The sequence below is a fragment of the Microcystis aeruginosa FD4 genome (assembly GCF_009792235.1).
GTDB lineage: Bacteria > Cyanobacteriota > Cyanobacteriia > Cyanobacteriales > Microcystaceae > Microcystis > Microcystis viridis.
This window is the reverse complement of sequence record NZ_CP046973.1, coordinates 3,490,884-3,510,178: the sequence shown is the minus strand read 5'-3', so window position 1 is coordinate 3,510,178 and position 19,295 is coordinate 3,490,884. Positions and strand designations below refer to the sequence as shown.

Genomic DNA, 19,295 nt, shown 5'->3' with positions numbered 1-19,295 from the left:
CTATTTATTTTTAGGAATTGGGGGAAGTTGCGGTGATTTTCGGCGAGAATTAGAACCAGATATTTTCGGGGGTAGGGGTGCATAATTGCGATTAGATAAAGCTTGAAGGCTCTTTTTCATATTAGCAGGGTCCGGCAGTTCTAGAGTTACCCCTTCTCTAGCAGTCATTGTTTCCCCCGGTAGGCATAAATCAAAAACAAAGGCAGAATTATTGGTTAAATCGGCCAGTTCTAGTTTTACCATCTCTGGAGGGGATTCTCGTGCTAATAAAGGTTCAATTTCGGTTTTAATTAACTGTTCTAATTGAGCCAGATAATTGACCTTAACAGGAGTAACAATTAAAGTTAACATTTCTTGCCAACCTTGCCCCTTTAATTCTGCCAGAATATCCCCATAACAGCGAATTTTCCAGCTACCTATTCCTAAATCTCGATAGGAAAAAATTTCCAGCAAACCCCCGGCATCCGATCGATAATAATGGGTATATCGTTCACTACTTTCGGGAGATTCGTAATCGATACGCACTTCAATATGAGCAAAAGGAGAATCCAGACGGGCCAAGAGACGATAGTTTCCCGAGACAATTTCTAGGGAATTAGTAGAAATTGTGCGTCCGTGATTTTCCCCTTGTTTTTGCAGTATAAATTCCATAATCTTAGCCTAGGCCTAATGTTTGGCCATGACGCTAAAACTTAGGATTTGTGCCGAGAGATTTGCGCTTTTAATTCCCCTGCTTGTGTCAATAAATCCGCTTGGGTTAGACTAATTTGTTCTTGGGTGGCCATCCATTTCAGTTGTACTGTGCCATTTTCAGCCTCAGCATCCCCCAAAATTATACAGCCCACGGCCTTAGCTCGATCGGCCCGTTTAAATTGTTTCCCGAAAGCGCTGCCGCTTAAGTCTAACTCGACGCTAAACCCCAATCCGCGTAATTGCTGCGCTAACACCACACTGCGTGCCTCAGCTTTTTCTCCTTTGGAGACGAGATAAAAATCGGGAACCAAAAAAGATAAAGATTGCTTTTGTTGTAATAATATAATCAGACGTTCTAAACCGATCGCCCAACCCACTGCTGGTGTGTCTAGACCGCCTAATTGAGCTATTAAACCATCATAACGACCACCACCGCAAACCGTAGCTTGAGCGCCTAAATCATCGGACTGAATTTCAAAGGCCGTATGGGTGTAATAGTCCAATCCTCGCACTAAACAGGGATTAAGATTATAGATAACTCCCAAATCAGTTAGTAAAGATTGTACCCGTTCAAAATGCTTTTGAGAATCACTGCCGAGATGTTCAAGAATACTGGGGGCATTCTCACAAATAATCTTGGTTTTCTCGTCCTTACTATCCAAAATTCGCAGGGGATTTTTTTCTAATCTCTGTTGAGAATCTGCGTCTAAATCAGCTTTGTAGGGAGTCAAATAATCTAGCAAGGCCTGACGATAATTTTGCCTATCTTGGGCATTTCCCAGGGAATTAAGGTCTAATTTTAGGTTTTCTAGCCCCACAGCTTTTAATATCTCGCTGGCAAGGGTAATTACTTCCACATCCGCCCTAGGGTCATCACTTCCCAACAATTCGACCCCGATTTGATGAAACTGTCGCTGCCTACCCGCTTGCGGACGTTCATAACGAAACATCGGCCCCTTATACCAGAGTCTTTGTACTCCTCCTGCGGCCTGTAATTTGTGTTCAATGTAGGCGCGAACGACCCCAGCTGTTCCTTCCGGTCGCAAAGTCAGGGAACGTTGACCGCGATCGAGGAAACTGTACATTTCTTTACCTACCACGTCCGTCGCTTCCCCGATACCCCGTTCAAAAAGTTGCGTCTGTTCAAAAATGGGAGTTCGTATCTCTTGATACAGCGCAGTCCCTAAAATTCTGCTGGCAGTTTCCTCTAACCACTGCCAGTAACCGACCTCCGCCGGTAAAATATCTTTTGTGCCTCGGATTGCCTGGATTTCGCCCATAGTTCTCTGTATTTTTATCCCTATTTGAACAATCTTAAACCGCTGAGAGTCACTAATACCGTCGATCCTTCATGACCGACGACACCTAGAGGTAAAGTTATATCACCGGCAAAATTAGCTAGGAGCAATATGCCGATAAACGCGAGGGCGAAAGTGATATTCTGTTTAACAATGCGATTGGCACGACGACCAAGGTTAATCGCGCTGGGAATTTTGGCTAAATTATCGGACATGAGGATAATATCGGCCGTTTCCAAAGCGACATCACTACCAGCTTTTCCCATGGCAATCCCCACATTAGCCATGGCTAAAGCGGGCGCGTCATTAATGCCATCTCCCACCATCGCGACAGTGTGATATTTTTCTTGCAGATTTTGGATGACGGTTAACTTATCTTCGGGCAGTAAATCAGCGTAAACCTCCTCAATGCCGAGTTTTTCAGCGACTTTATCGGCACTTTGTTGATTATCACCCGTAATTAAAACGATATGTTCGATACCGATCTTTTTTAGTTTCTCCACCAGATTAACTGCCGAGTCACGAAGGGTATCGGCCACAGCGATCGCACCGAGCATTTGATTCTCTTGTACTACCCAAACGAGGGTTTTACCTTCTTTTTGTAAACGTTCGCGGATAGCTAGGATATTCTGGTCAAGATCAGCAATATGGTCACGAATATAGGCAAAATTGCCCACAGATACCGACTTATCGGCAATTTTTCCCGTGATACCTCGTCCCGATACCGCTTGTACCTGATTAGCACTGAAGAAATTTATACCACGTTCGAGCGCTGTGCTGGTAATTGCCTCTGCGATGGGATGTTCGGAACAGGATTCTAGGGATGCAGCCACCGCTAACACCTCATTTTCGCTGACTCCATGGATAGGGATAATTTCCACCACTTGCAACTTACCAAGGGTGAGAGTGCCAGTTTTATCAAAAGCGATCGCTCGTATGCGGCCGATCATCTCCAATCTTGCGCCATTTTTGAATAAAATCCCCTGTTTTGCCCCGTTAGCGATACCCGATAACAAAGCTGGCATAATTGAGGCCATTAAAGCACAGGGAGAAGCCACCACGAGAAAAATTAAGGCCCGATAGATAGTGGTTTCCCAGGTCCACCCCCAGAAAAAAGGCGGTAAAATCCCGAAAATTAAGCCTAAAATCACGATAATTTTCGCATAAGCTCGCTCGAAACCTTCGATAAACTGTTGGGAGGGAGGGGATTCATTTTGCGCTTTTTCTACCAAACGAATCACCCTTTCAATTAAGCGACTTTCGGGGGGAGTTTCCACCTTTAAACGTAGCACTCCTGCACCGTTGAGAGTTCCCGCAAAGACTTCTTCCCCAATGGTTTTATCCACGGGAAGCGATTCTCCCGTAATTGGTGCTTGATTGATGGGACTGTTTCCATCGATAATAATGCCGTCAATAGGGATTAATTCCCCCGGTTTGACTAAAACTGTATCACCGATGTGTAATTGCTTGATCGGAACCTCTTTTTCGCTGTCTCCCGTGATTAATCTAGCAGTATCGGGAGTCATAGCCATGAGAGAACGAATATTGCGATCGGTTTTCGCCAGGGCAATCTGTTCTAATGCGCCACTAATGGCGAAAATCAGGATTAAAACGGCTCCATCGATGATGAGATAGTAATTACTGTCCCAGAGTCCCAAAATCGCCGCCCCTAACGCCGCTACAATCATTAAGAGGTCCACATCCAGTTCTTTTTCCTCGAATAAAGTCGTTAATCCTGCTTGGGTACTCTCGTATCCCCCCACCACATAGGCGATCGGTAGTAGGATTAAAGCTAGGCCGATCAGGTTAAAGTGTAGGCATAACCAACCAAAAAAGACTAAAATAGCGCAAATTCCCGCAGCAAATGCCGAGGAATACTCAGACAACCAAGAGGACGAGATACTCTGAATCATGGATCGATGGCAATTAATTCTCTCCCCATTCTAGAAAAAATTGGATCGATGCAGAAAACCCCTAGTACGTTATCCCCTGCAGCTAAGGGACTTGCGCTTTGATAATATGCCATTTAGGGCGAACGCAGTTCGCCCCTACATTAATGTACCTTTTGGGCGAACGCAGTTCGCCCCTACATTAATGTACCTTTTGGGCGAACGCAGTTCGCCCCTACATTAATGTACCTTTTGGGCGAACGCAGTTCGCCCCTACATTAATGTACCTTTTGGGCGAACGCAGTTCGCCCCTACATTAATGTACCTTTTGGGCGAACGCAGTTCGCCCCTACATTAATGTACCTTTTGGGCGAACGCAGTTCGCCCCTACATTAATGTACCTTTTGGGCGAACGCAGTTCGCCCCTACATTAATGTACCTTTTGGGCGAACGCAGTTCGCCCCTACATTAATGTACCTTTTGGGCGAACGCAGTTCGCCCCTACATTGTGGACAAAATGCGTTACTGTAGGGGCGCAATGCTTGCGCCCTCCGAGCGATTAGGTTTGCTGATCACCCTAAGTAGAGGGAGAGTTTTCGAGTTCCCCCGCAGCTAAGGGACTTGCGCTTTGATCATGTGCCATTTAGGGCTGGTCTGATTCTTCTACAGAGCGATTTTCAAAGCTGGGATATTATTCCCACGCCAGTCCCTAACCCCGAAAGGGACGACTTTCGGCAGTAGAGATATAATTTCCTTATCTCCTTTACGCTTTTCTTCGATGCTATCCTTACTAAAAAAGCTCTGGAATTGGCTAAAATCGCTCTTTATTGGCAGTCCAAAGGCAATTAACCCCAAAAAAGTCAAAAATATTCCTCCAGAACCCAGCGATGGGGAATATGAAGGGATATTGATGGGGTTATTCGAGCAGGTGGCGGCGGGAACCACTACCGACGGGTTACGGGGATGGCTATACAGTCGCTATTGTGACGATAAAAAGCTGGCGCGGTGGTTAGAGGACAAAAGCGAGGAATGGCTACAGTATCCGGAAGATTATCAAACTTTAGGGCGGGATCTGGCGGCTTTAGGGAAAGTGATGACGGGAAATCTGGGGGAAGTGTGCCAACGGATTAGTCTCCAGTTACGCGACGCGGTGAGGGATGTTTCCAGTGTGGAGGGGGAAAATCTAGGCTCAAAGGAGACGGATTTAACGGAAGTGGTTCAGGATGCCGAATTTTGGTTTGAGCAAGGAAACCAGAAATACATGAATTGGGATTTGATCGGCGCGATCGCCTCCTACGACAAAGCTTTAGAAATTAAACCCGATTTCCATGAAGCTTGGAACGGCCGAGGGATTGCGTTAGATAACTTAGGAAGGTATGAAGAAGCGATCTCATCCTTCGATCAAGCTTTAGAAATTAAACCCGATGACCATGAAGCTTTCTGAGACGGAGGGTGGGCGATTTGTTCTCTGGGTACAATAGGGCTAGATCAGCTAACAGAATATAGCGATCCTTACTATTGGGCAGCCTATACCCTGACTGGACAGGACTAATACCATTTTTCTTTATTCGTAGCAGGCATAACCGGGTGCATCTCCTGTTGGTGATTTTCTCTCACCTATAGGTGAGCAGCAGAAGTTGTTCAAAGAGGGCGAAGGCAATTCGCCCCTACAATCATATCATTGCGCCAATGGTAGGGGCGCACCGCGTGCGCCCAAAATGTCATCTAGATATTTCGACAAAATTGAGATGTACCAGGCATAACCATCTCTGTCATTACTTTTGAAAAATGGTATAACTTATGGAAATTCCCAAAACAATTATCGATCTTGAAGCGCTGCTAATCGCCCTCGCACAGCAGACTGAACCTTTGCCAGAATATCTACAGCGATCGCTCAAAGAAATTGGACGATTACTAAGATGTTGGGTTTCATGCTTTAACTCAACCTAAGTTCTATAAACATTATCAGTAAACCCAAAAAAAGAAAGCTAAATCATGAAAATTACTATCGATATTCCCGATGAATTGCTTCAACATTACAACTACAATAATCTTCCCCGTGAAATTTTAGAGGCTTTGGTGGTGCGGGCCTACCGAGCGGAAAAAATCACCAGTGCCGAGGTCGGACGTATTTTAGGTCTATCGTCTCGTTGGGTGGTGGATGCTTTTTTGAAAAACCACGATGCCGATTTACATTACGATGAAGTCGATCTAGAGAGCGATCGCAAGACCCTTCAGCAACTTCGCAACAAACACGATCATAGTCTTTTATGATAGTCGTTTCAATTAAATTGAAGATAGATTTCGCCTTTGATACCCCCTTGATCCTAGGGTTGATTCATAGTAGGGTTGATTCATGAATCAACCCTACTACCCTTAATAAGGGGGGTGCTGATGGTTTTTAACACCTACCTACTTAAAACTACATTCCCATAATTTCGTAACCGGAATCTACATAAATAATCTGTCCGGTAATACCACTAGAAAGATCACTGGCTAAAAAAGCAGCCGTATTTCCCACCTCAATTTGTGTCACCGTGCGATGTAAAGGGGCGATTTCTTCCACATGATGGATCATATCAAGAATTCCCCCCACGGCCGAAGATGCTAAGGTGCGAATTGGACCGGCAGAAATACCATTAACTCGGATCTTTTGGCCCCCTAATTCCGCAGCTAAATAGCGAACACTCATTTCTAAACCAGCTTTTGCCACCCCCATTAAATTATAGTTAGGAATTACCTTGACACCACCGAGATAGGTAAGAGTAATAATACTTCCCCCTTCCGTCATCAAGGGTTTAGCCGATCGCGCTAGACGGGTTAGGGAAAAAGTGCTAATATCTAGGGATTTAGTGAAAGCTTCCCGGGGGATAGCGGTAAAATCCCCCGTTAAACCCTCTTTATCGGCAAAAGCGAGACAGTGAATCAAAATATCCAGTTTGCCCCATTTTTCCGCCACTGTAGCGAAAGTATCTTCTACCTGTTGGTCATTTTGGACATCGCAGGGGAGATAAAAAGCGGGATTAAGTTCATCGGCCAATTCTCGCACCTTTTTCTCAAAGCGGCCTTTTTCGTCGGGGAGATAGGTGACACCGATATTTGCACCAGCTTGATGGAGTTGTTGGGCAATTCCCCAAGCGATCGAGCGATTATTGGCAATTCCTGTCACTAGGGCGTTTTTTCCCGTTAAATCTAACATAGTTCTCGTTTCTCTTACAAAAATCTCCCCAATAGCCGACCCCAGCGAGATTCGGTATAATAGGGATACAGATAAGGGGGCAGCAATGATCACCCCTTCCCCATTGTCTGGCAAAAAGCGCCCAAAACTTTTCCCAGTTTAGGCAGCGGTTATGTTTAATAGAGGTGACACTCGTTGCATAATAAAAACAATTTTCCCCTTTTTTGGATGTGAGATGGACTTATCATTAATACAAGATAAACCCCTAGCAGATGTGTTCCGTCGAATCGGCAGCGGCAATTTCCCCCCGGTGGTGGAGTTGTTCGAGCGTGGCAAAACTATCTTTTTCCCCGGAGATCCCGCTGAAAGAGTCTATTTTTTGCTGAAAGGAGCCGTTAAGTTGTCGCGAGTCTATGAAGCGGGAGAAGAAATTACCGTGGCTCTACTGCGGGAAAATAGCGTCTTTGGTGTGCTATCCTTACTGACTGGTCAGCGATCGGATCGTTTTTATCATGCCGTGGCTTTTACTCCGGTAGAATTACTCTCGGCCCCGATCGAGCAGGTAGAAAGATCCCTCCGCAATAATCCCGATTTATCAATGTTGATGTTGCAGGGGTTGTCCTCGCGGATTCTGCAAACGGAAATGATGATCGAAACCTTAGCTCACCGGGATATGGGTTCACGTTTGGTCAGTTTTTTATTAATTCTCTGTCGTGATTTTGGGGTTCCCACCACCGATGGCATCCGGGTGGATCTAAAATTGTCTCACCAAGCGATCGCCGAAGCGATCGGTTCTACTCGCGTCACTGTCACCCGTTTATTGGGAGAGCTGCGGGATCAGGAAATGGTCTCAATTTACAAGAAGAAAATTACCGTCCATAATCCCGTCGCTCTCAGTCAACAATTTACCTAAATTCTGGATGACTAGCGCTTATATTTTAGTTTTGGCCATCGTGGTTTTAGGTGGTCTGATAGCGGCGGTTGGCGATCGCATAGGTAGCCGTATCGGTAAGAAAAGGATGCGTTTATTTAATCTGCGTCCGAAACAAACCGCAACTTTAATGACGATTGTAACGGGAATTTTGATCGCTGGCTCGACTTTAATTGTCTTGTTTGCTTCTAGTAAATCCCTGCGTCAAGGGGTTTTTGAACTGGATCGCCTTTTAAATGAACGTCGTGCCGCTATTAAGGATTTGGAAAGTCAGGTAAGAAAAACCACCGAACAAAAAAATCAGGTGGAAAAGGCTTTAAAAACGGCTAAAAGTGAACAGATAGCCGTGCAGAAACGTCTAGAGGTTCTTAACAAAAATTATCAAGCTTCTCGTCAACGTTTGCGATTAGTTTCGGGACAGTTGGAAAAGTTTCGGAAGGAAGTGGCTAATTTAAATAATGAACGAGTTATTTTAACTAATCAAAAGGCACAGTTAACTGGTCAACGGGATCAATTGTCCCAACAAAAATCAATTCTTTCTAGTCAGATAAATCAACTACAAACCACCGTTCAAGCTAGAGATAAAGAGTTAGCTAATCAACAAAAGTTATTAACAACCAGACAAGCGCGACTTCAACAGTTGGAAACTCAACAAAAAACCCTACAGCTAGAAATTGATCGCCGGGATCAACGTATTGGAGAACTCGATCGATCGATTGTGGATAAAAATTTGGCTTTGGAACAGCGCGAGGGAAAATTAAAAGATTTAGAAACCCAAATGGCTTTTCTTAAGCGGGAAGTGGAAGTTTTAGAACAATACTATCAAACCTATCAAGAATTGCGGGAAAAACAAATCGCTATTTTCCGGGGACAGGTGTTATCTTTCGGAGCTTTTCGTATTGTCGATCCCCAAGCTATTGTCGCTGTTATCGATAAGTTATTGCGAGAAGCGAATATGAATGCTATCCGTGCTACCCAACCGAATCAGCCTAATTTTGACCAGCGTTTAGTTAAGATCACAAAAGCACAGGTAGAACAGTTAAGTCAACAATTACAGGACGGTAAAGAATATGTGGTGAGAATCCTTTCCGCAGGTAATTATGTCTTAGGAGAAACCGAGATTCGTGTCTTTGCTGATGTGGTTCCCAATCAACGAGTTTTTGAGGAGAAACAGGTGATCGCTGCCGTTTCCATTGATCCCCAAAATATGACAGAAGAAGACCTACAAAAGCGCTTAGATTTACTTTTAGCTTCGGCTCAATTTCGCGCTAGAAGTGCGGGAGTTTTAGGGTCAATTCAAGTGGAAGATGGTTTATTAACTACGGTAGTTAACTTTATCGGTCAAGTGAAAAAGTCGGGTAATTCTATCGAGACACTTGAGGCAGTTGCTGCTAGTAAAACTAATACATCTGGACCTTTAACTTTGCGTTTAGTGGCGGTAAAAGACGGTAAAATTATTTTTAGTACGTCTTCTTAAAAGATAGCTAAAGTTAGGAGTTGAGATTAAAATCGACTCCTTCGTAAATATCGACAACATTTAAGCTAATTCCTAAAGAATCTAGGGAGATAATTCCCCTTGCTAGGGTGTATTCTTGCAGCAACCAATTATTTTCTGAGGTTTTGCTATAGGATTCTATTAATATCTCCCCTTGACTGACGAGAAGATATTGGTTTAATTGGGGTATAGAACGATAATAACGAAATTTATCACCCCGATCATAACTGGAGGTGGAAGGGGATAAAACTTCGATAATCAGACAGGGATTTAAAATTTCATCGTTGCGATTATCACTAAATAATGGTTCCCCGGCAATAATCATTAAATCTGGGTATAAACCGCGATTATATTGGGGTATCCATAGTCGCAAATCACTGGGAAAGACTTCATAAATAGTTTTCCTTAAAGCATTGTCTAACAAGCGAATTAAATTGCGTACCAGTCGATTATGATTGATGCTTCCCCCTGTCATCTCGATAATTTCCCCGTCGTGATATTCGTGTTTAGTTTCTGCTCTAGTTTCTAAATTACGATATTCTTCTAAGCTGAGGGTTTTGGTAGGAGATCGAGTTAGCATTTTCTCTGTCACAGAATTTTTAATCCTCCCGATTATAACCTAGATCACAGAAAAAAGGTTATCATTCATAAATTATTCCTCAATTAAAATGAATTTCTTCGTAAATATCGGCAAGATTTAAGCTAATTCCTAAAGAATCTAGGGAGATAATTCCCTTTTAATGATTTTCTGATGTTTGCCTATAGGATTCTATTCGTATCTCCCCTTGACTGACGAGAAGATATTGGTTTAATTGGGGTATAGAACGATGATAACGAAATTGATCACCCCGATCATAACCGGAGGTGGAAGGGGATAAAACTTCAATAATTAGGCAGGGATTGAAAATTTCGGCTCTTCGGTACTTGTTATGCAATCACAAATACCGGACTTGACACATAGGGTTTTCAGGATAAGCAAAGAGTCCCTAGCATACTACCTACCGAAGAACTGTTAAAAGTGGCAATGATAAATAATCAAGGCTTTTTGACTTTTGGCAGCGGTTTAGGGTTAAGTGAATTTGCTATAATTCCCCTTGACAATCAATATTTTATTGTAGCTTTTACCTTGAAAATTCCTTTTTTGCCTTTAAAACAGACTGAAAGTCTATCTAAACTCGCTTTGATTGCTATACTCGCTTTTGATGCTTCTGTTTCCCTCGCAGGACAATTTCCCGATGGCAGAGTATTTTTTGATAGCTCTCCCACTCTGGTTAATTTCTTCGCTACTTTCCAATCCGTGCGTGCTTGGGGAGCAAAATACTATCTTACCATCGCTCTGCCGCCGTCTCTCGGGGCGCCCTTGGGCAAAGTAACCCTACAACAGCAGCCTAATATTCAAACTATTGCTTTTCTGGTCGATCAAACCTTTGCTTTTCTTGGCGATCGCAATCAGCGAGGCGAAAAATTAACCCTAAAATCCACCACTTTTGACCCCAATACTCAGACGATCACGGTCATTTTTGATCCTCCTGTTCCCCCCGGTAATACCGTTTCCATCGGTCTGAAACCAGTACGAAATCCTGATTATGGTGGTGTCTATCAGTTTGGAATTACTGCTTATCCCCCCGGGGAGAATTCCCCTGGATTATATCTAGGGGCCGGACGTTTAACAATTTATGAGGCTGGCGATCGCTGGTAGTCCGTTCCGCGTCTAAAAACAGTAATCAGTGAGCAGTAAACAGTAATCAGTGAGCAGTAAACAGTGAGCAGTAATCAGTAAAAAGACAGTAGGAAACTTCTATTTAATACTGCACACTTAAAAATTCACATCTGATCACTGATGACTGATCAATAGGAATAGGTGCAGCCTTAAACCGAAAACTGTAACCCCTAAATTATCATCGGCAAAAGTTCCCTGACTTCGTTGTCCATTTGAAGTCAGGGATTAAGCGTTTGCTTGACATAAATGTATATCTCGACAACCCCAGAGTCTTATGATTTCCACCCTAACCCTTGAAGAAATCAAAACCCTAGTCTATCAACTTCCCCTCTCAGAACAAATTTCTCTCTTAGAAGACCTCGAAGACCTCTGTAATCAGAACTGACAAGATTGCGACGGTCAACCAGTCCGTTTTTCAATCCTAAACTAGGCATTTTACCCTCAGACATCCTAAACCAAGTTCAAACTGCCCTCAAAAAATCCTTAAATATTCCCTAGCATTGATTTTATCCAATGATTAACTTTCCTAAAGCGATCCCAAAGACTTCCTTAAATTTCCCCTGAGCAATCCAGAAAGCTTCATTACTATACTACTATACAACTAAGGGACTTGCGCTTTGATAATGTACCTTTTGGGCGAACGCAGTTCGCCCCTACATTGTGGACAAAATCCGTTACTGTAGGGGCGCAAAGCTTGCGCCCTCCGCGCGGAGGGGGTTTGCTGATCACCCTAAGTAGGGGGAGAGCCTTCGAGAACCCCCTTCCAATAAGGGACTTGCGCTTTGATAATGTGCCATCTGGCTAGTCTGATTCTTCTACAGAGCGATTTTCAAAGCTGGGGATATTATTCCCACGCAAGTCCCTAAACAATCACTCAAATCTAATTCTCCGGAGGCTTTTCAATCATGACATTAGTAAAACTGATTGATTTTGCGGGGGAGGTAAGAAAAACTTATTAAAAGTTGCGATCGCTTCCTCTGTTTTAGCTGTTAGTACCTTCGTGATTGTACCTGTTCAAGCTGCAACTGTTAGTAGCACATTTGATACAGATGCCGAAGGGTGGACAACAGTTTATTATCAAAACTCAGCAAGTAATAATCCTCCCAGTACCCCTGCTAACCTTACCTATTTTGCTACTGGTGGCAATCCAGGAGGATATATTGCAGCTTCCGATTTTTCGGCGAACGATTTAACCTTTATTGCTCCTTCTAAATTTTTAGGAGATAAGTCTACTTTCCTTAATGGAAGCCTAAGTTTCGATCTTACAACTTCCTTTATTATCCCTGGAGGTTATGGTGCATTTTTGAGAGGTGCAGGATTGACTCTTGCATCATTCATTTCGACTCCAAATCCTAATCAATGGGAAACCTATAGTTTGGCTCTTAGTAATACCAATCAAAATGTGTGGTTTAATATTCTTCCAGACAACTCGACCTTTGTGCCTGCCACTAATGCAGAAATTCAAGTAGTTCTTGCCAACTTAACTTCTCTAGAATTTAATGGTGACTTTCAATTTGGAACTGATACTACCACAATAGACAACGTTTTTCTCGTATCTCCATCATCACCTCCTGTTAGTTCCGTTCCCGAACCCTCATCAATTCTAGGAATACTGAGTTTAGGAGTATTAGGAATAGGTGCGGCTTTAAAGCGAAAACTGTAACCCCTAAATTATCATCGGCAAAAGTTCCCTGACTTCGTTGTCCATTTGAAGTTAGGGATTAAGCGTTTGCTTGACCCAAATTCGGAATTGTTTTAATGCCATGGCACTACCTATTTTTTGACTATTTTGTAGCGTTTCTGGAATTTTTTCTATTAGATTAAATTGAGAAAATAGTCGGCTTTGGCAAGATTCAACATATTCTGATCCTTGCAAAACATTGATTTCCAGTCTCTCTCCATTATATCGCCACAATTCAGGAACACCCAATCGCTGATAATTATTAAATCGGGTTCGCTTAGTAATATCAATCTCAATTGCTAAATCGGGAGGGGGATCAATCGCCAAATCAAGGCGCATTTTCCCCCGAATAGCGTTACAATTTTCTATATAAAAAGACTCATCTGGTTCTATTCCTTGATCCATTTGCTGATTTTTAAAGGTTGTCGATCCAGCGGGTTCATAGTCTAACCCTAATTCATCCAGGAGAACTTTAACCAAATCCCCGATTAAAACTTTGGTATTTTCATGAATAAAAAGAGGAGTCATTGCTTCTAAAGTTCCCTGACTATAAGATAGACGAATTGACCGTCGCTCTCCCAATTCGTCAAGAATTTTTTCATAGTCTTGCCAAGTGAGTGAAGTTAACAACAGGCGATCGCCTGGGGTAACAGTTAGTTGTTTTAATGCTAATAACATCAGAATTTGTCGGCTCAGTTGTTATGATTGGGCGGTTTAGTCGGTATTTAACTTTTTTCTACCTTAGATTATATTATATAGCGTTTGCTAAAAATTACTGGAAGCCTTGCTAGAAAACGGTTTTGGGACTTTTTTAGCCAAAAAAGTGCAATAAACAAACCTTGAGAAATCGATCCGAAGGACTCAAAACCCTTACACTTTCGCTCTTCGATTTCGGAGGGTTCCGCTTCCAGACCTGCGAGGTCATTCTGTTATTCTGACTTCCCCGACCGACGACCGACTACCGGCTACTGACTCCTAAACCCACCAATAAACTTTTTCAGCAGACCCTGTTTAATACTGCACACTTAAAAACTCACATCTGATAACTGTTAACTTACCCACTGATAACTGATCACTGATAACTGATCACTGATCAAGGAGAACTTCCCACCTCACCCTTGAGATGACTGCTCTAATACTAAATCCGTTGAGTAACGCACAGAAAACGGGTTTCTCGGAGAAACCCGTTTTCTACTCATGCACTCATGCAAAAAGGGGAATGAATAATCAGTCTTTAATAACCAGATTTAGTATAACTTTCCCGTCTGAGTTTTAGAAAAATTTAACTTTGTTCAATCCATGAACATCTGTTCAGATGTTATACTAAAGTCAGTAAAGAAGTTCAGAGGTAGTAACCATGATCGCTGTCACCACCATGAAATGTGCTTGTGAATCCTGTTTGTGTGTAGTATCGATCGCCGATGCCATCGAAAAAAACGATCAATACTACTGTTGCCAAGCTTGTGCCGATGGTCACGTTAACGAAAAAGGCTGTGGACACAAAGGCTGTGGTTGCGGTTAAATTTAGTTATTGAGGAGAAAGGGACAAGTATCGGCATTGAAAATTCGATCGATACCTCCCTTTCTCAACTTTTCCTTAAAACCGATCGGGAAAAAACATGGCCATAGAGAAAATAGCACCGGTTTGTGGGGAATCCCATCACCAAGAGGGGAAATTCCAGCACTTGCAGGGATTAGAACTAGAAAAAGCCCAAAAAATGGCCGAATTTTTCAGCCTTTTGGGGGATGCCAACCGCCTGAGAATTTTGTCGCTTTTAGCCAAACAAGAATTATGTGTTTGCGACTTAGCCGACGATTTAGGGATGAGTGAATCAGCCGTATCGCACCAGTTAAGAACCCTAAGAGCCTTAAGATTAGTTAAATACCAAAAACAGGGACGAAGAGTCTTTTATCGTCTTGCCGATCATCATGTCCTTGACCTTTATTACGCGGTCTCGGAACATTTAGAAGAGCCAGCGGACGAGGACTAAAACAGTCCCAAAGCGGGTAAAACGAACTGTAAGAGCAGAGAACCAATCCCCTGCACCATTTGGTCTAATTGAGCGTTGCCACCACCTTGTTCTTTCGGTTTTAGGGCGATTTCCATGCCTTTAATAAAATTCTCTGCTGCTTCGTAACCGGGGGTGTTACCTTGCTGTTCAAAGAGGGTCGAAGCCATTTGAGCGTCCTGGGCCGCTAGAGCATTTTGTCCCAGACGATAGTGAGCCATGGCCCGGGCCAGATAAGCTGGAGCATATTCCGAGTTAATTGTCAAGGCCTTATTAAAATTTTCTACAGCGGCGCTGGTGCGTCCCTGTTTTCCTTCCACCATCCCTAGACCGTAGAATAGTTCAGGAGTACCGGCACTACTGGGAATTCCCACCGCACCCTGCACGTATGCAGTGTCTAGTTTGGTGTTTTCGAGGTTAGCATTATTGAGATAAGCGCCTCTTAAATCCGCACCCGTCAAGATTGCCCCGCTTAAGTTCGCTCCAGTGAGATTAGCACCAAAGAAAGAAGCACCGGTTAAATTGGCACCCCTCAGATCCGCCCCACTTAAATTAGCTTGACTAAGATTAGCACCGACGAGATTGGCCCCATTTAATTTTGCCCCGGTTAGATTCGATTGCACCAACCCCGAACCGCTCAGATCGCATTGGGGACATTTTCGGGTGGATAATAATTGCTGTAGGTGGTTTAAATCTTCCCCATAACCCACTAGGGACAAGTTAAGGGGAAGACTGAGGACGAGGGTTAGGGCGATCGATTTGTACATAGTTTAAAAATAACTCTATTTATTAGTACTGATAATAACCATTCGATCGGGGCTAATCGCTGAACTAGATTTTGCTTGAGAAATCAGCCCTTGTCCACTAAAATAGAAGATTAGAGGCTCTTAACGTCAGAAGCAGCGACAAAATCGAGATTTTTTGCCTTTTCAACAGCAAGTTTTTTAGAGGAATTTCCCTATTTCATAATGACTACTCTACACGGTAATTGGCTGATTCGTCCGCAGGATAGTGTTTTTTTTCTTTGGGGTGAACAGTGGCAAGGGAAAGAATTAAGTGAAACCAAGGAAAATCATCCTTTTTGTCTAGAATCAGGGCAATTAGCCCAATTTATCGATAAATTTTCCCCTCAGCTTGACCGCTATTCTCCAGAATCAATCAAGCTCAGTCTGCCTAGTTATTCTCCCCCAAGAAAAAAATATTTTTTACCGCTGCTGTCGGGGCAAATTCTCGAACCCACACCTAAATCCTTGTCTTGGCAACCATGGCAGGTATCGGGATTAACTTTTTCTGCGGGGATGATAGTACAGTTATGGGAGAAATTACCCCTAGCTAAGGCCGAATTTATCGGCAATGATCTACGATTTTGGCTGTATTTGCACCGTTGGAGTTTAGATTTATTAGCAAGGGGGAAATTTTTAGCAGGAATAAATCAAGGTGAAAGTTGCTGGTATCCGCTGCTAGATAGTACCATCGATCGCACTCGTTTAGCTAAGTTTATCCAAACCATCCCCCCGGTTTGTCTTGCCTATCAAGAAAATAGCGAACCACAAACAATTATTCTCGATTGCTTAAAAAATATTGTCGATGCTCGTTTACGACAAAAAATAGATAGTACTGTTAATATTTCGCCGTCATTGATGGTGAAACCATGGCTACAATCTTTAAGCGGTGATCATCATGACATTGCTTTAGAAGCCAAGAATTTACAGCGTCTAGAAAATGCTTATAATAACTGGGTGTTTCCTATCCAAGAAAGTTTAGTTAATGGCAATAATCGCCAATTAATCGAGAATCAATACCGTGTTTGTTTATGTTTACAACCTCCCAGTTTAGGTACAGCGTGGAAACTCACCTATTATTTACAAGCGTTAGATGATCCCGAATTTCTCATTAGTGCCAAGTTGATTTGGTTAGAGGGGAAAGAAAGTTATCATAGTTATCAAAGAGTTGTCAATAATCCCCAGGAAATTCTCTTAAAAGGATTGGGATTAGCAGCGCGATTGTACGAACCGATTAGAATTAGTTTAGAGCAGAGACACCCAGAGGAATGTTCTCTTGATTCGCTCGAAGTTTATCAGTTTATTCGCTCGATCGCTTGGCAATTGCAAGAGCAGGGATTAGGGGTAATTTTGCCAAGGGGTTTAACTGCTGGTAGTAATGAACAAAGATTAGGAATTAAGATTGCTGCCAGTGTAACTCCCAAAAAAGGAGAAAGATTAAGTTTAACCAGTTTGTTAAACTTTCAGCTTAAATTAGTGGTAGGGGAACAGGAAATATCGAAAAAAGATTTTGATAAGTTATTAGAGAAAAAATCGCCAGTGGTGGAAGTGGGGGGCAAATGGTTAATCCTACAACCTAGCGATGTTAAAGCAGCTCAGGGAATTTTAAATAATACCATCGCTCCCCTGAATCTCTCGGTGGAAGATGCTCTGCGCTTGAGTTCAGGAGATAATAATCTAATTGCTAAACTGCCGGTAGTCAATTTCCAAGCGGAGGGAGCATTAAAGGAATTAATTGATAATTTAAATAACAATCAAGGGATTCAATTAATCCACCCACCTAGGGAATTTCGGGGGGAATTACGTCCCTATCAACTCAAGGGAGTTAGTTGGTTAGCTTTCCTAGAAAAGTGGGGTTTAGGTGCTTGTTTGGCCGATGATATGGGTTTAGGAAAAACCCCGCAACTAATCGCTTTTTTACTAGCATTAAAAGAAGAGGATATGTTAGTTAATCCCGTGTTAGTGGTTGCTCCCACTTCTGTGGTCAATAACTGGGAACATGAGTTAAGAAAATTCGCTCCCACCCTGGCGGTTTTTGTGCATCATGGCGAAAAAAGATTAAAAGGTCCAGCTTTTGCTCAAGAGGTAAAAAATAAATCGGTTGTTATTACCAGTTATCCTTTAATCTATCGCGATCTGTCCACTTTAGAAGCAGTACAATGGCAAGGGTTAGTTTTAGATGAGGCTCAAAATATTAAAAATTCTGCGTCTAAACAATCCCAAGCAGTGCGAAAAATACCCGCAGGATTTCGCATTGCCTTAACGGGAACTCCCGTAGAAAATCGCCTGACGGAATTATGGTCAATTTTGGATTTTCTCAATCCCAATTTTTTAGGAACTCAAGCCTTTTTTCAGCGTCGTTTTGCCCTTCCTATTGAAAAATACGGCGATCAAGAATCCCTGCATAATTTGCGTTCCCTCGTCCGTCCTTTTATTTTAAGGAGATTAAAAACCGATAAAACTATTATTGAAGATTTACCAGAAAAACAGGAAATGAACGTCCTGTGTGGTTTATCGAAAGAACAGGGACAACTTTATCAACAATTAGTCGAGACAACCCTCCAGAAAATTGAAGAAACCCAAGGAATTCAGAGACATGGATTAATTTTAACCTTGCTAATGCAACTTAAACAAATTTGTAATCATCCCGCCCATTTTTTGAAAGAAAATAGTTTAGAAACCAGTCAAAGATCGGGGAAATTATTACGCTTAGAAGCCATGGTAGAGGAAGTGATAGCCGAAGGCGATCGAGCTTTGATTTTTACACAATTTGCCGAGTGGGGAAAACTCCTACAAACCCATCTCCATCAAAAATTAGCCGAGGAAATATTATTTCTCTCCGGTTCTACCAAAACAAAAGATCGGGTAGAAATGATCGAGCGCTTTCAAAATGATCCCCAAGGACCAAAGATTTTTATTCTCTCCCTGAAAGCGGGGGGAACAGGATTAAATTTAACCCGCGCTAATCACGTTTTTCATATCGATCGTTGGTGGAATCCGGCCGTAGAAAATCAGGCCACCGATCGCGCTTTCCGTATCGGACAAAAACGCAATGTTCAGGTACATAAATTCATCTGTACGGGAACCCTAGAGGAACGCATTAATGAGATGATCGAAAGCAAGAAACAATTAGCGGAACAAACCGTAGATGCTGGGGAAAATTGGTTAACAGAATTAGATACCGATCGCCTGCGAGATTTATTATTATTAGATCGATCGGCAATTATTGATGAAGAAGAAACCGATTAGAAGCGAACCACCTGATAAATCTGGGTTGGGTTCGGATAGAGTAAGGCTTTTGAGAATGTCCCGATTAGAACAGAATCGGCTTAATTCTTCTGAGAACATCCTGGAGCAACTGGAATGTATGTCACCAAACCTCCTCTCCCATTGGCCGTCCCCAATCCACTTCCGGCTCCGGTGATTCAACAACCTCAGCCAGTAGTTCTTCTAGGCTTAACTCAGGCAAGGCTTGAATTAGCTCAATTACTAGCTTTCCGTTTTCCACAGAACATTCAACAACGTCCTTAGGATTGAGGTTCAGCGCCTCCACCGCATACTTAGGAATCCGAATCGCTAAAGAATTACCCCAGCGTCCAATCTGCGACTTCATGATCCC

The 19,295-nt window shown here is 42.8% G+C and carries 17 protein-coding genes and 2 pseudogenes; 10 read left to right on the top strand and 9 right to left on the bottom strand.

Translation table 11 applies throughout. The features are described from left to right. From GQR42_RS17565 to GQR42_RS17555, 3 genes are read right to left on the bottom strand one after another with little or no spacing between them, the layout of a single operon-like run. Positions 1-651 carry a hypothetical protein gene (locus tag GQR42_RS17565; protein WP_158200931.1) on the bottom strand — a complete coding sequence of 217 codons (651 nt, stop codon included), beginning with the start codon at positions 649-651 and terminating at the stop codon, positions 1-3. Positions 652-692: 41 nt separating this feature from the next. Continuing rightward, positions 693-1,973: a histidine--tRNA ligase gene (gene hisS / locus GQR42_RS17560; RefSeq protein WP_158200930.1), complete on the bottom strand. Its 1,281-nt coding sequence runs from the start codon at positions 1,971-1,973 to the stop codon at positions 693-695. Positions 1,974-1,993: 20 nt separating this feature from the next. After that, the gene (locus GQR42_RS17555; RefSeq protein ID WP_158200929.1) at positions 1,994-3,904 is read right to left on the bottom strand and encodes a heavy metal translocating P-type ATPase; all 1,911 of its coding nucleotides are present in this window, start codon (positions 3,902-3,904) and stop codon (positions 1,994-1,996) included. Positions 3,905-4,658: 754 nt separating this feature from the next. Between GQR42_RS17555 and GQR42_RS17550 the strand changes: the two are divergent. From GQR42_RS17550 to GQR42_RS17540, 3 genes and pseudogenes are all read left to right on the top strand, one after another. Further along, a pseudogene (locus GQR42_RS17550) lies at positions 4,659-5,321 on the top strand (tetratricopeptide repeat protein); the annotation flags it as partial. A 359-nt stretch (positions 5,322-5,680) separates the two neighbouring features. Further along, entirely contained in the window at positions 5,681-5,830 is a 150-nt protein-coding gene (locus GQR42_RS17545) for a hypothetical protein (protein ID WP_158200928.1), read from the top strand. A 45-nt stretch (positions 5,831-5,875) separates the two neighbouring features. Next, positions 5,876-6,154 (top strand): UPF0175 family protein, encoded by a 279-nt coding sequence (locus GQR42_RS17540; RefSeq protein WP_158200927.1) that lies wholly within the window; start codon positions 5,876-5,878, stop codon positions 6,152-6,154. Between the two features lie 148 nt (positions 6,155-6,302). Here the strand turns inward: GQR42_RS17540 and fabI are convergent, their stop codons facing one another. Beyond that, on the bottom strand, positions 6,303-7,079 hold the full coding sequence (fabI, locus tag GQR42_RS17535) for an enoyl-ACP reductase FabI (RefSeq protein WP_158200926.1): 777 nt from the start codon (positions 7,077-7,079) through the stop codon (positions 6,303-6,305). A 214-nt stretch (positions 7,080-7,293) separates the two neighbouring features. Between fabI and ntcA the strand changes: the two genes are divergently transcribed. Beyond that, the gene (gene ntcA / locus GQR42_RS17530; RefSeq protein WP_002750097.1) at positions 7,294-7,971 is read left to right on the top strand and encodes a global nitrogen regulator NtcA; all 678 of its coding nucleotides are present in this window, start codon (positions 7,294-7,296) and stop codon (positions 7,969-7,971) included. Positions 7,972-7,978: 7 nt separating this feature from the next. Then, on the top strand, positions 7,979-9,466 hold the full coding sequence (locus GQR42_RS17525; protein ID WP_158200925.1) for a DUF3084 domain-containing protein: 1,488 nt from the start codon (positions 7,979-7,981) through the stop codon (positions 9,464-9,466). A 13-nt stretch (positions 9,467-9,479) separates the two neighbouring features. On the opposite strand, the gene GQR42_RS17520 is transcribed toward GQR42_RS17525, so the two are convergent. Beyond that, entirely contained in the window at positions 9,480-10,064 is a 585-nt protein-coding gene (locus GQR42_RS17520; protein ID WP_158200924.1) for a Uma2 family endonuclease, read from the bottom strand. A gap of 79 nt (positions 10,065-10,143) precedes the next feature. Beyond that, positions 10,144-10,419, bottom strand: a pseudogene (locus GQR42_RS17515) (Uma2 family endonuclease); the annotation flags it as partial. 191 nt (positions 10,420-10,610) lie between these two features. On the opposite strand from GQR42_RS17515, the gene GQR42_RS17510 reads away from it, so the two are divergent. Next, positions 10,611-11,183: a DUF2808 domain-containing protein gene (locus GQR42_RS17510; protein ID WP_158202506.1), complete on the top strand. Its 573-nt coding sequence runs from the start codon at positions 10,611-10,613 to the stop codon at positions 11,181-11,183. A 1,021-nt stretch (positions 11,184-12,204) separates the two neighbouring features. Continuing rightward, complete coding sequence (locus tag GQR42_RS17500; RefSeq protein ID WP_158200923.1) at positions 12,205-12,867, top strand: PEP-CTERM sorting domain-containing protein; 663 nt, start codon at positions 12,205-12,207, stop codon at positions 12,865-12,867. A 51-nt stretch (positions 12,868-12,918) separates the two neighbouring features. On the opposite strand, the gene GQR42_RS17495 is transcribed toward GQR42_RS17500, so the two are convergent. Continuing rightward, the gene (locus GQR42_RS17495) at positions 12,919-13,563 is read right to left on the bottom strand and encodes a Uma2 family endonuclease (protein WP_158200922.1); all 645 of its coding nucleotides are present in this window, start codon (positions 13,561-13,563) and stop codon (positions 12,919-12,921) included. Positions 13,564-14,242: 679 nt separating this feature from the next. Here GQR42_RS17495 and GQR42_RS17490 point away from each other — a divergent pair. Further along, positions 14,243-14,407 carry a metallothionein gene (locus GQR42_RS17490; RefSeq protein ID WP_158200921.1) on the top strand — a complete coding sequence of 55 codons (165 nt, stop codon included), beginning with the start codon at positions 14,243-14,245 and terminating at the stop codon, positions 14,405-14,407. Between the two features lie 97 nt (positions 14,408-14,504). Continuing rightward, positions 14,505-14,876 (top strand): ArsR/SmtB family transcription factor, encoded by a 372-nt coding sequence (locus GQR42_RS17485; RefSeq protein WP_147072326.1) that lies wholly within the window; start codon positions 14,505-14,507, stop codon positions 14,874-14,876. On the opposite strand, the gene GQR42_RS17480 is transcribed toward GQR42_RS17485, so the two are convergent. Beyond that, a complete protein-coding gene (locus tag GQR42_RS17480; protein WP_158200920.1) occupies positions 14,873-15,661 on the bottom strand; it encodes a pentapeptide repeat-containing protein in 789 nt (262 codons plus the stop codon). The genes GQR42_RS17485 and GQR42_RS17480 overlap by 4 nt on opposite strands. A 201-nt stretch (positions 15,662-15,862) precedes the next feature. On the opposite strand from GQR42_RS17480, the gene GQR42_RS17475 reads away from it, so the two are divergent. Then, positions 15,863-18,925, top strand: coding sequence for a DEAD/DEAH box helicase (locus GQR42_RS17475; protein ID WP_158200919.1), 3,063 nt, complete (start codon positions 15,863-15,865; stop codon positions 18,923-18,925). Between the two features lie 121 nt (positions 18,926-19,046). Here the strand turns inward: GQR42_RS17475 and GQR42_RS17470 are convergent, their stop codons facing one another. Continuing rightward, positions 19,047-19,289, bottom strand: a complete 243-nt coding sequence (locus GQR42_RS17470) for an AbrB/MazE/SpoVT family DNA-binding domain-containing protein (RefSeq protein ID WP_002760402.1) — start codon at positions 19,287-19,289, stop codon at positions 19,047-19,049. Positions 19,290-19,295: the final 6 nt, after the last annotated feature.

Bases quoted from the DNA above. Each gene is read 5' to 3' on its own strand.
- GQR42_RS17565 (WP_158200931.1), bottom strand. From the start codon at position 651: ATGGAATTTATACTGCAAAAACAAGGGGAAAATCACGGACGCACAATT.
- hisS (WP_158200930.1), bottom strand. From the start codon at position 1,973: ATGGGCGAAATCCAGGCAATCCGAGGCACAAAAGATATTTTACCGGCG.
- GQR42_RS17555 (WP_158200929.1), bottom strand. From the start codon at position 3,904: ATGATTCAGAGTATCTCGTCCTCTTGGTTGTCTGAGTATTCCTCGGCA.
- GQR42_RS17545 (WP_158200928.1), top strand. From the start codon at position 5,681: ATGGAAATTCCCAAAACAATTATCGATCTTGAAGCGCTGCTAATCGCC.
- GQR42_RS17540 (WP_158200927.1), top strand. From the start codon at position 5,876: ATGAAAATTACTATCGATATTCCCGATGAATTGCTTCAACATTACAAC.
- fabI (WP_158200926.1), bottom strand. From the start codon at position 7,079: ATGTTAGATTTAACGGGAAAAAACGCCCTAGTGACAGGAATTGCCAAT.
- ntcA (WP_002750097.1), top strand. From the start codon at position 7,294: ATGGACTTATCATTAATACAAGATAAACCCCTAGCAGATGTGTTCCGT.
- GQR42_RS17525 (WP_158200925.1), top strand. From the start codon at position 7,979: ATGACTAGCGCTTATATTTTAGTTTTGGCCATCGTGGTTTTAGGTGGT.
- GQR42_RS17520 (WP_158200924.1), bottom strand. From the start codon at position 10,064: ATGCTAACTCGATCTCCTACCAAAACCCTCAGCTTAGAAGAATATCGT.
- GQR42_RS17495 (WP_158200922.1), bottom strand. From the start codon at position 13,563: ATGTTATTAGCATTAAAACAACTAACTGTTACCCCAGGCGATCGCCTG.
- GQR42_RS17490 (WP_158200921.1), top strand. From the start codon at position 14,243: ATGATCGCTGTCACCACCATGAAATGTGCTTGTGAATCCTGTTTGTGT.
- GQR42_RS17485 (WP_147072326.1), top strand. From the start codon at position 14,505: ATGGCCATAGAGAAAATAGCACCGGTTTGTGGGGAATCCCATCACCAA.
- GQR42_RS17480 (WP_158200920.1), bottom strand. From the start codon at position 15,661: ATGTACAAATCGATCGCCCTAACCCTCGTCCTCAGTCTTCCCCTTAAC.
- GQR42_RS17475 (WP_158200919.1), top strand. From the start codon at position 15,863: ATGACTACTCTACACGGTAATTGGCTGATTCGTCCGCAGGATAGTGTT.
- GQR42_RS17470 (WP_002760402.1), bottom strand. From the start codon at position 19,289: ATGAAGTCGCAGATTGGACGCTGGGGTAATTCTTTAGCGATTCGGATT.